The sequence below is a fragment of the Nocardiopsis sp. NPDC058631 genome (assembly GCF_042716955.1).
Lineage (GTDB): Bacteria > Actinomycetota > Actinomycetes > Streptosporangiales > Streptosporangiaceae > Nocardiopsis.
The window spans coordinates 143,532-154,261 of sequence record NZ_JBHXQY010000004.1 but is presented as its reverse complement, the minus strand read 5'-3'; the positions used below and the strand labels follow the sequence as shown (position 1 = coordinate 154,261).

The 10,730-nt window shown below is 72.6% G+C and carries 10 protein-coding genes; 4 read left to right on the top strand and 6 right to left on the bottom strand.

Annotated features, from left to right (window positions below; all coding sequences use genetic code 11):
- Positions 1 to 233 precede the first annotated feature (233 nt).
- The 5 genes from ACFWTE_RS03430 to ACFWTE_RS03410 all read right to left on the bottom strand — a co-directional run bounded on the left by ACFWTE_RS03430 (position 234) and on the right by ACFWTE_RS03410 (position 6,459).
- On the bottom strand, positions 234 to 1,688 hold the full coding sequence (locus ACFWTE_RS03430) for an FAD-dependent oxidoreductase (protein WP_378777551.1): 1,455 nt from the start codon (positions 1,686 to 1,688) through the stop codon (positions 234 to 236).
- A 149-nt stretch (positions 1,689 to 1,837) separates the two neighbouring features.
- Complete coding sequence (locus ACFWTE_RS03425) at positions 1,838 to 3,910, bottom strand: molybdopterin oxidoreductase family protein (protein ID WP_378777549.1); 2,073 nt, start codon at positions 3,908 to 3,910, stop codon at positions 1,838 to 1,840.
- Entirely contained in the window at positions 3,907 to 5,304 is a 1,398-nt protein-coding gene (locus ACFWTE_RS03420; protein ID WP_378777548.1) for an MFS transporter, read from the bottom strand. The genes ACFWTE_RS03425 and ACFWTE_RS03420 overlap by 4 nt, the downstream gene beginning before the upstream one ends.
- Before the next feature lie 272 nt (positions 5,305 to 5,576).
- A complete protein-coding gene (locus ACFWTE_RS03415) occupies positions 5,577 to 5,804 on the bottom strand; it encodes a hypothetical protein (RefSeq protein ID WP_378777546.1) in 228 nt (75 codons plus the stop codon).
- Positions 5,805 to 6,003: 199 nt separating this feature from the next.
- A complete protein-coding gene (locus ACFWTE_RS03410; protein WP_378777544.1) occupies positions 6,004 to 6,459 on the bottom strand; it encodes an Lrp/AsnC family transcriptional regulator in 456 nt (151 codons plus the stop codon).
- 107 nt (positions 6,460 to 6,566) lie between these two features.
- Here ACFWTE_RS03410 and ACFWTE_RS03405 point away from each other — a divergent pair, with 107 nt between their 5' ends.
- Together ACFWTE_RS03405 and ACFWTE_RS03400 are read left to right on the top strand one after the other, a co-directional pair.
- Positions 6,567 to 6,977, top strand: coding sequence for a DUF2000 domain-containing protein (locus ACFWTE_RS03405; protein WP_378777542.1), 411 nt, complete (start codon positions 6,567 to 6,569; stop codon positions 6,975 to 6,977).
- 67 nt (positions 6,978 to 7,044) lie between these two features.
- Positions 7,045 to 8,037, top strand: coding sequence for a GNAT family N-acetyltransferase (locus ACFWTE_RS03400; RefSeq protein ID WP_378777540.1), 993 nt, complete (start codon positions 7,045 to 7,047; stop codon positions 8,035 to 8,037).
- A 9-nt stretch (positions 8,038 to 8,046) separates the two neighbouring features.
- On the opposite strand, the gene ACFWTE_RS03395 is transcribed toward ACFWTE_RS03400, so the two are convergent.
- Positions 8,047 to 8,610 (bottom strand): hypothetical protein, encoded by a 564-nt coding sequence (locus ACFWTE_RS03395; RefSeq protein WP_378777539.1) that lies wholly within the window; start codon positions 8,608 to 8,610, stop codon positions 8,047 to 8,049.
- Between the two features lie 141 nt (positions 8,611 to 8,751).
- Between ACFWTE_RS03395 and ACFWTE_RS03390 the strand changes: the two genes are divergently transcribed.
- Together ACFWTE_RS03390 and ACFWTE_RS03385 are read left to right on the top strand one after the other, a co-directional pair.
- The gene (locus ACFWTE_RS03390; RefSeq protein ID WP_378777537.1) at positions 8,752 to 9,243 is read left to right on the top strand and encodes a hypothetical protein; all 492 of its coding nucleotides are present in this window, start codon (positions 8,752 to 8,754) and stop codon (positions 9,241 to 9,243) included.
- A 4-nt stretch (positions 9,244 to 9,247) separates the two neighbouring features.
- The coding region (locus ACFWTE_RS03385) for an NB-ARC domain-containing protein (RefSeq protein ID WP_378777535.1) at positions 9,248 to 10,730 on the top strand (1,483 nt) is incomplete at its 3' end.

Here is a 10,730-nt window from a genome sequence, read left to right as displayed (position 1 = left end):
GAGAGGCAGCCTGGCGGTTGCGAGCCCGGAATGATCCGCGGAACACGGCCTAGGGCGGATCGGACCGCACACCCGGCGGCCGGTCCCGCGCGACCCGGTGTCGCGCGGGGCCGGCCGTGTTCGTGGCGCTGCCTTTGCGCGAGCGGCCGCCGCAAAGCGACCGGGTCCGCTCGCGCGGGTCGGCGTCGGGCTGCTTCCCGGACCCTCCCCCGCCGGTGCCGGGCGGGCCGGGTTCAGCCGACCGGGGCGGGGTCCTGGGTGCCCATCCCCGCCAGCAGCGCGTTGACGTCGCGTACGCACCCGCCGCACCCGGTGGTGGCCCTCGTGGTCTGGGCGATGGCCTCGCGGGTGCGCGCACCGTCCAGCCAGGCCTGCTCGATGTCGGTGCGGGTGACCGCGTTGCACCGGCACACCGGGGCCTCCGCGACCGCGCCCTGGCCCTCCGGGGCCGCGGTCGGCAGCCCCTGCAGCAGTGCCAGGCGGTCGGCGGGGACCGGGGATGCGGTGTCGAAGAGCTGGGACAGGGTCGCCGCGGCCTCGGGGAAGCCCAGGAGTACCGCGCCCACCACCTTCTCCTCGCGCACCGAGAGCTTGGCGTAGCGCCCCCCGTAGGGGTCGCTGATGGTGACGGTCTCCAGGCCCTCGGCGTCGTCGTCATCGTGCACCCGGCCGAACGCGGTCAGCTCGATGCCCTCGGCCTTGAGCCGGGTCAGCGGCCGTGCCCCGGTGTAGAGGGCGCTCGGAGCCGTCCCCGTGAGCCGCCGGGCCAGGATGCCCGCCTGTTCCCAGCCGGGCTGGACCAGGCCTGCGCCTCCGCCGGGGTGCTGGGCGCAGTCGCCGATGGCGTGTACGCGGGCGTTGGAGGTGGTCAGGGCGTCGTTGACCAAGATGCCGTGCTCGACCTCGATCCCGGCGTCCGCGGCCAGTTCCGTGTTGCCGCGCACCCCGGCGGTGACCACGAGGGCGTCGCCGGGCAGGACGCGGCCGTCGTCCATCTCCAGGCCCGTTCCCGGGATCCACCGGGAGGCCACCCGCCAGGAGTGCACGGCCACGCCCAGGGCGGAGTAGCGGTCGGCCAGGATCCGCGCGGCCGGCTGGTCGATCTGGCGGCGCATGATCCAGGGCGAGGACTCCACCACCGAGACCCGGGCCCCGCGGCCCACCAGGCCGCGCGCGGCCTCCAGGCCCAGGACGCCGCCGCCCAGCACCACCACGGGCGCCCCGGGCCGTGCCAGGGCGAGCAGCCTCTGGCAGTCGGCCAGGTCGCGCAGTGCGGTCACCCCCTCCCCCGGTGCGCCGTCCGGTGCGGTGGCCCCGGTGATGGGGGGGAAGGCGGCGCGTGCGCCGGTGGCCAGGACGAGTTCGTCGTAGTCCAGGTGGGTGCCGTCGTCCAGGGTGACGGTGCGCTGTTCGGTGTCCAGGGCGGTGGCGGTGACGCCGGTGCGTACGCTCACGCCGGGGGTGTCGGGGACGGGGAGCCGGATCTGGTCGGGGCTGTAGTCGCCCGCGATGATCCCCGACAGCAGCACCCGGTTGTAGGCGGCGTGGGGTTCGGTGCCGACCACGCTCACGTGGAGGCGTTCTCCTGCGGGGTCCAGGCGTGCTACCTCCTCGGCGAAGCGGGCTCCGACCATGCCGTTGCCGATGACCACGATCTGACGCGGGGACGCGCCCTGCACGGTGCTCAACTTCTGCCTCCTGGTGTGGGGTGGGCGTTCCCGGGCTGCGTCGGCCGGGTGGGTGGTGGGTTCCTGGGCGCGAGGGGCGCTGGGCCGGTGGTGTGGGGGGCGGGTCCGCCGGGGCGGGAGGGGCCGCCCCGGGGGTGGGCGCCCGGTGGTCAGGGTTCGGGTTCCAGGCGCACGGCGCTGACCTTGAACTCGGGCATGCGGCTGGTGGGGTCCAGCGCCGGGTTGGTGAGGTTGTTCGCGGACTGGGCGCCGGCGAAGTGGAAGGGCAGGAACACCGTGTCCAGGCGGGCGGTGGGGGTCAGGCGCACCCGGGCGCGGGTGTGGCCGCGCCGGGAGGTGACGCGGGCCCAGGCCCCGGCGGTCAGTCCGGCGCGGGCGGCGGTGTCGGGGTGCACCTCCACGTACGTCTCCGGTTCGGCGCCTGCCAGTTCGGGGACGCGGCGGGTCTGGGCGCCGGACTGGTAGTGGCCCATGAGGCGTCCGGTGGTGGCGATCAGCGGGTAGTCGGTGTCGGTGGCCTCGGCCGGGGGCCGGTGGTCGACCGCGACGAAGCGTGCGCGCCCGTCGGGGTGGGCGAAGGTGTCCAGGAACAGGCGGGGTGTGGGGGCGGAGTCGGCGCGTACGGGCCAGTACAGGGCCTCGCCGGAGTCGAGCCGCTGGGGGGTGACCCCGGAGTAGTCGGCGGCGCCCCCGGCGGAGGCGCGGCCCAGTTCGGCCAGGACGGTGTCGGGGTCGGTGGGGAAGCGCCCGGCGGGCTGGCCCAGGCGCACGGCCAGGTCGGAGAGGACCTGCAGGTCGGTGCGCACCCCTGGGGGCGGTGCGGCGGCCCGGTTGCGTCGCAGGACGCGCCCCTCCAGGTTGGTCATGGTCCCCGACTCCTCGGCCCACTGGGCCACGGGCAGGACCACGTCGGAGAGCGCGGCGGTCTCGGACAGGACGAAGTCGGCGGTGACCAGCAGGTCCAGTGCGGCCAGGCGGGAGAGTACGCGGGCGCTGTCGGGGGCCGAGACCGCCGGGTTGGAGCCGAACAGCAGCATGGCGCGCGGTCCGTCGGCGGTGCCCAGCGCGTCCAGGAGTTCGAAGGCCGAGCGGCCCGGTCCGGGCAGTGAGTCGGGGTCCACGCCCCAGACCCCGGCCACGTGGGCGCGGGCGTGGGGGTCGTCGATGCGGCGGTACCCGGGGAGCTGGTCGGCTTTTTGGCCGTGTTCGCGTCCGCCCTGGCCGTTGCCCTGGCCGGTGATGCACCCGTAGCCGGATCCGGTGCGGCCGGGCAGGCCCAGGGCGAGGGAGAGGTTGATCCACGCCGAGACGGTGTCGGTGCCCTTGGAGTGCTGTTCGGTGCCGCGCCCGGTCAGGACGTAGGCGGCGCGGTTGCGGGCGGCGGCGCCGAGCAGGTCGGCGGCTGCGCGCAGCTGGGTGGCGGGCACGCCGGTGACCTGCTCGGTGCGTTCGGGCCACCAGGCGGCGGCGTGCTCCCAGGCCGCCTCGAAGCCGGTGGTGCGGGAGTCGACGTACTCCTGGTCGACCCATCCCCGCACGCGCACGGTGTGGAGCAGGCCCAGGGCCAGGGCCAGGTCGGTGCCGGGCCGGGGTGCCAGGTGCAGGCCGCCGTTGTCGAGGGCGACCTGGGCGGTGGCCGAGCGGCGGGGGTCGATGACCAGGAGGGCGGGGGCGGACAGGTGGCCCATCATCGGCGGCATGGTCTCGGCCGGGTTGGCGCCGGCCAGCAGGACCACATCGGCCTCGCCGACGTCGGTGAGGGGGAAGGGCATCCCCCGGTCCAGGCCGAAGGCCCGCATGCCCCCGGCGGCGGCCGAGGACATGCAGAAGCGGCCGTTGTAGTCGATCTGGGAGGTGCCCAGGGCCAGGCGTGCGAACTTGCCCAGGGTGTAGGACTTCTCGTTGGTGAGCCCGCCGCTGCCGAACACCGACACGGTGTCGGGCCCGGACTCGGCGGCCAGGGCCAGCAGGCGTTCGGCGACGTGGTCCAGGGCGGTGTCCCAGTCCACCTCCACCAGGTCCGAGTCACGGTCCTTGCGCATCAGGGGGCGGGTGAGGCGGTCGGGGACGGTGAGGACCTCGGCGGAGGTCCACCCCTTGCGGCACAGTCCTCCACGGTTGGTGGGGAAGGGGGCCGGGCGGGCGGCCAGGCGCCCGTCCGGCCCGGGCTCCAGGTGCATGGCGCACTGGAGCGCGCAGTAGGGGCAGTGGGTGGTGGTCATCGCGTGGTGGTCTCCGCTGCGGTGGCCGCCTGAGCGGCGTTGGTGGCGGCATGGGCGGGCTTGCGCAGGTAGACGGCCCAGGTGACCAGGGCGCACAGCACATAGAAGACGCCGAAGGCGAGGAAGGCGGGCGCGGTCGACCCGGTGGCGGCGAACGACTCGCGGAAGGTGACGTTGATGGCGACCCCGCCCAGGGCGCCGACGGCGCCGATCAGGCCGAGCATGGAGGAGGAGACGCGCTTGGTCCGGGCCAGGGCCTGCTCGCGGGGTTCGCCCGCGGCGATGGCGTCCTCGGCCTTGGCGGCGTAGATGGAGGGGATCATCTTGTAGGTGGAGCCGTTGCCCAGGCCGGTGAGGACGAACATCACCGCGAACGCGCCGATGAACAGGCCCAGTTGGGAGGCCTGGACGGCCAGGACGAGCACGGCGGCGCAGGCGGCCATGGTGGTGAACACCCACAGGGTGACGCGGGCGCCTCCCAGGGAGTCGGCCATGCGTCCGCCGACCGGGCGGATGAGGGAGCCGATGACGGGCCCCAGGACGGCGATCCCGGCGGACTGGACGGGGGCCAGGCCGAACTGGGCCTGGAGCAGGAGCCCGAAGGCGAACCCGGTGCCGATGAACGATCCGAAGGTGCCGATGTAGAGCAGCGACATGATCCAGAAGTGGCGGTCGCGGGTGGCCGAGAGCTGGGCGGCGATGTCGCTGCGCACGTGGACCAGGTTGTTCATGGACTTCCACGCCCACCAGGCGGCGATGAGGATCAGCGGCGCGTAGAAGAGCGGGACGAGCTCTCCTGCGGAGGTCGTGAACAGGGCGATGACGGCCAGGCCGACCAGTTGGACGGTGGCGACTCCGATGTTGCCGCCGCCCGCGTTCAGGCCCAGCGCCCACCCCTTCTCCCGTTCGGGGAAGTAGGAGTTGATGTTGGCCATGGAGGAGGAGAAGTTGCCGCCGCCCAGGCCGGCGGTGGCGGCCAGGGCCATCATCAGCCAGAACGGGGTGTCGGGGTTTTGGACGAGGAAGAACGCCGCGGCGGTGGGGACGATGAGCAGCGTGGTGGAGATGATCGTCCAGTTGCGGCCGCCGAAGACCGGCACGGCCAGGGTGTAGGGCACGCGCAGGATCGCGCCGACCAGGGTGACCGCCGACAGCAGGAGGAACTTCTGCTCGGGGGTGGTGGAGAAACCGTGCTCGGGGATCATGAACAGCACGAGCACCGACCAGATGCTCCACACGGAGAAGCCGATGTGCTCGGAGAGGATGGAGGCCCACAGGTTGCGGCGGGCCACCGGACGTCCCTCGCTGTTCCAAAAACCCTGGTCCTCGGGGTCCCAGCGGGAGATCCAGCTCTTACCGGTGCGCGGTGCGCGCTGGCCAGTCTCGGGGGTCACGACCGGGCCTTCCTGTTCGACGGGTGCTGACGGGTTCGGCGGGTGCTGACGAAACCCAAGGTAGGAAGCCCGCGTTGCCTGGAGGTGTCGGGCCGTAACACGCGGGAAACAGTAGGCTCACCCGGGCGTTGCACGCGCGGTGAGGCCTGCGTTTTCGCAGGTGGGTGCGTGGGCCCCGGCTCCAGAATGTGGCAGGGGACACGCTGGGGCGGCGGGGGTGTGCCGCGCCGGGGCGCCCCTTGTCGGCTCGCGGGCCGACGCGGGAGCACGGTTCAGTCCTTCTCGCCGCTCCTGGACCCGTCCGTGTCCTGGCCCTCGTTCCCGCCGTCGTCATCCCCGCTGGCGTCGTCCTTGCGGGCGCCGACGAAGAAGCCCAGGGCCAGACCGGCGACCATGCCGATGCCGATGCCCAGGGCGAGGTTGTCCATGATCAGACCGAGGGCGGCGCCGAGGGGGAGCCCCAGGGCCAGCCCCACTCCCTGGTTGCTCTTCCTGCTCATACGTCCCTCGCCTCCCGTGCTGTGCTGCCGTGGGCCGCTTCACCGGTCCCACGGTTGCCAGGTCTCACACGGGCCCCGGTCGAGGCCTTCGCGACCCGGGCGCAGGCCGACCCGAAAACCCCGCTCGCGGAAGCCTAGCGCCACGACCGCCCGCGACCGACCGTGCCTTCGCGGCCACGGGGCCGGGCGGGTGCGGGTCTCAGCCAAGGGGCGCGGTGACGTGCTTGCGGGCGCTGTCGTAGATGATCTGGCTGCGGAAGCTCACCACCTCCCGGCGTTCGGTGAGTCGGTCGATGAGGAAGCTGTGCAGGGCGTCCAGCGAGGGCAGCGACACGTGCACGAGGAAGTCCTGCTCCCCCGCCACCACGTAGACCGCCAGTACCTCCGGCAGGGCGAACATCGCCGCTTTGAACCCCTTGATGACCTGGCGGCTGGGCGGGCGCAGCTGCACCGACACGAACGCCTCCACCTGCCGGTTGAGCGCGGTCGGGGCGATGTCGGCGTGGTAGCCGCGGATGACCCCGCGCCGGTGCAGCAGCCGGACCCGCTCCAGGCAGGTGGAGGGTGCCACACCGAGTTTGTGGGCCAGGGCCCGGTTCGTCTGCCGCGCATCCTGCTGGAGTTCGCGCACGATCGCCGAATCTAGTTCGTCCATACCCTCCAGCCTAGAAGCTGTGGAAAATAATGTTCGGCCAAAGCACCAGGTCCGCGTTCGTATGGCTAGTTTCTTGAGCGCTGACATCACATATGAACGGGGCAAACATGGCCATGTCAACCAAACTCGTCGTCATCCTGCGCGAGGACCTCTCCCCCGCGATCGCCGCCAACGCCGGCGCCGTGCTCGGACTCGGGCTGGGCGGGCGCCTGGAGGACTCGCTGGCCGCCGACGGCAAGGACGCGGACGGCGGGGTGCACGCGGGGCTCAACCCCCACCCGGTGCCGACGCTGGTCGCCTCCGGCGAACGGCTGCGCGAGATCAAGGCCGAGGCCGACGAGCAGGGCCTGACCGTGGTGGGCTTCAACGAGGTGGCGCGCCGCTCCCGCGACTACGCCGAGTACCTGGACACGCTCGCCGCCACCCCCGCCCAGGACATCGAGTACGCGGGCGTGGCCCTCGTCGGCTCGCGCAACGCCGTCAACAAGATCACCAAGCGGCTGGAGCTCATGCGCTGAGGCCGCTGCGCGCGCCCGCCGCGCCGTGTCAGGGGACACCCGGGCACTGGTGTGACACGGTGGAACCGTGAGATCCCTGGTGGAAGTCCTCGATCCCGCCACGGCCGCGCCCGCGGACCTGGCCGCGTGGGCCGCGGTCTACGCCGACGGGCAGGGCGAGGTGTCCGGTGGTGCGCTCGACCCCGAGGCCGTGGTCCGGCAGCTGCGCCGGACACCGGCCGGGCAGGCGTGGCGCTGGTCGGCCCGGTTGGCGCCGGAGGGTTCCGTCCAGGGCGCGGCCGAGCTGCGCAGGCAGCCCCACGACGCCAAGCTGGGCCTGTTGCGCCTGTTCGTCGCCCAACCGGCGCGGCGCAAGGGGTTGGGGCGGGCCCTGCGGGAGGCGGCGGTCGCCGAGGCCCGCTCCCGGCAGGTGGTGGGGTTGCAGAGCACGGTGCTGGCCGGGCCTCCGGGGGAGCCCTTCGCGCACAGCAGTCCCTACCTGCGCACCCTGCTGCGCCTGGAGTTGCAGAAGCAGTACCTGGACGGGGAGACCCTGCAGCGCTGCTGGAGTATCGCCTCCAGGCCGCGGCCCGGCTACCGGCTCACCCACTGGCTCGACACGGCCCCCGAGCCCCTGGCCGCGTCCTTCGGGCGGGTGATGGACCACATCCTCGACGCGCCCGGCGCGGCACTGCAAAGGGGTGCGCGCCGCTGGGGTGTGGCGCAGGTGCGCGAGTGGGAGCGCCGCATGGCCGACGACGGCTCGCGCCTGGTGGTGGGGGCGGCGCTGGACCGCACCTCCGACGAGGTGGTCGCCGCCACGGTCAGTACGGTGCCGCGCGGACCGGTGGCCGACCAGCACGACACGGCGGTCCTGCCCGCGCACCGGCGGAGGGGCCTGGCCAGCCGGGTCAAGGCCACCCAGGCGTTGCGCGTGCACGACCTGTTCCCGCACGTGGAGGCCATGGCGGCGACCATCAACCAGGAGAACGCCCCGATGCTCGCGGTGAACCGCTCCCTGGGGTACCGCAGGATCAACGAGCGCCTGCTGGTGGAGGAGTCCCTGGTCCACGGGGTGTGAGGGCCCCGGTCAGTCGCGGTGGCGCGCCGTCAGGGCCTCCAGCTCCTCCAGGGAGGCCACGCGTTCGACCTCGGCCTCGGTGAGCTGGTTGATCATGTGCCGGTAGCCGTGCGCCTGCTCCCTGGTGGGCAGACCTCCCGCGTAGAGCAGGTGCAGCCCCAGTTCCATGCCGCACACCGCCCGCGGCCGGACCCGGTGGGGGTGGCCGGCCACCGCCCAGGCCACCCGCACGGCGTGCTCGTTGCCCGGCGCGACCCCGGGCCGGTCGACCTCGCGGGCCGCGTAGCGGAACCCGTCGGCCAGGTCGCAAGGGGCGCAGCCGCGTTCACCCGACCCCAGTTTCTCTCCGCAGTCCTCGCAGGTCAGGCGGTCGAGTGCGGCGTCGACCACGCGCCACTCGAACTGGTCGGGGCCCTCGGCCACCAGCCGGGCCAGGTCCGACTCCTGCTGGCTGCCCGGTTCGACTCCCCAGACCGCGCACACCCGCGACCAGGCCCTGTCGACCTCGGCGCCGATCAGCTCCATGGTCTCGGCCAGCTCCCGGCTGCGCCACCGACGGCGCGTGCTCGTCATACCGGCACGCTAACCCGGGCCCCCTCGGGGCGCGAGGGGATTTCCGTGCCATTTCCGGGCAACGGCGGGGAACCGTGCGAGATGCTGGTGTCTCCTATCCACAGGGGAATCCCGTCCCTTGCACACGAAAGGCGGCGCACAGTGGAGTTCGACCCGGCGGTGTTGGCGGACGAGGGGTCCAAGATCCTCGTGCAGGAGATGACGAAGACCGGCTGGGAGCTGGTGAAGGGCGGTTTCGCCAGGGTGTTCGGCCGCGGCCAGGCCCAGGAGGGAACCCTCGCCGAACTGGAGGCCTCACGCGAGGAGGTCCTGGAGGACGAGGAACTCACCGAGAGCGTGCGGGGGATGTGGAAGGTACGGCTGCGCCAGCGCCTGAAGAACGACCCCGAAGCGGTCGCGGAGCTGCGCGCCCTCCTGGACGAGATCGCCCCCGAACGCGGGAACGGCAACATCACCAACAACTTCCACGGCAACGTCAGGGACAACAGCATCCTCATCCAGGCCGGGCGGGTCGAGGGGGGCGTCAACCGCCACACCTACCGGGGCGACTACGTCGACATGCGCGGGGCCAAGGCCGAGGGCGACGTCATCGGAACCCAGAACAACGACGGAAACCGCCGCCGGAAGAGCTGAGTACGTGGGCAAGAAGAAGAAAAAATCCCCCGGGAAGCCCGGTTCCCGCGTCGACATGCGCGAGCCGGTGTCCCGGCGGGACGCCATCGGGGTGCAGAACAACTACGGCGCACCCGAGGGCGCGGCTACCCCCGTGCTCGGGCTGCCCCAGGTGGACCCGGGGTTCACCAGCCGTGACGCGGAGCTGGGCAGGGTGTTGGCGGTCCTGGACCCCGAAAGCACCGACCGCCTGGGGCTGGTGGTGTCCGAGGGGATGGGCGGGGTGGGCAAGACCCAGCTGGCCCTTGCCGTGGGGCACCAGGCGCGGGCCCGGGGGTGGTTCGCCGGAGCGCTCTTCATCGACCTGCACGGGTACACCACGCCCGTCGACGGCGACCGCGCGGTGGAGTCCTTCCTGCACGCGCTGAAGGTGCCCGCCAAGCAGTGGCCCGCCGACGCCGACGGGAAACGGGCCCTGTACCGGTCGGCGCTGGAGAGGCACGCCGAGGACCTGGGCGGTCCGATCCTGGTCGTGGCGGACAACGCCTCCCACGCCGACCAGATCAGGCCGCTGCTTCCGGGGCAGGCCAGGCACCGTCTGCTGGCGACCTCGCGCAACAGCCTCACCTCGCTCTCCCCCCGCAGGATCGTGCTTGGCCATCTCGACGAGGCCCGTTCCACGGCCCTGCTCAGCGAATCCCTGCGCATCGTCGACCCCGAGGACGCGCGCGCGGACGACACCGCCGACCTCGCTCGTGTGGCGAAGGCTTGCGGGGGCCTCCCCCTTGCCCTGCGCATCTGCGCCGCCATCCTCTCGGCCGCCCCGGACATGTCCACCGGCGAACTCGCGACGACCCTGGAGGACGCCGAGTCCCGTCTGGTCCACCTCCGGGACGACTCACGGAACCTGCGCGCGGTGTTCGAGCAGTCCCTCGCGCGCCTGCCGAAGGACGCCGCTGAGATGCTCGCCCTGCTGGGGCTCGCGCCCGGACCGGACCTGTCCACGACAGCCGCGTCCGTGCTGGCGAGCAGTACGGAGCAGGAGGCCCTCTCTTCCCTGCGCGCCCTGGCATCGGCCCACCTGGTCAGCGGTCGGGAGGGGCGTTGGCGCATGCACGACCTGGTCGCCGACTACGCCGCTTCCCTGACCGGTGGGAAGAACGGGCCCGGTCGCTACCCCCGGGCCCGGCGCCGCCTGCTCCAGCACTACACCTCCGTCGCAGGGGACGCGAGCAGCCATCTGGAAGCACCTGTCGTCAAAGAGGCATCGACGGCTTTCAGGGATCGGGCCACGGCGCTGGAGTGGTTCGACGCCGAACGTGCGGTCCTCCTCGACGCTGTGCACACGGCCCAACGCTTCTCGCACACGGACGTGGAGATCGGACTGCCCTTCGCTTTGACCCACTACCTCGACAGCCGGAGGGGGTTCCACGACATGGAGGTGGTCAACCGGGTCGCTCTGCACGCGTCCCGGCGAATCGGCTCAAGGGGAAACGAAGCGAATGCGT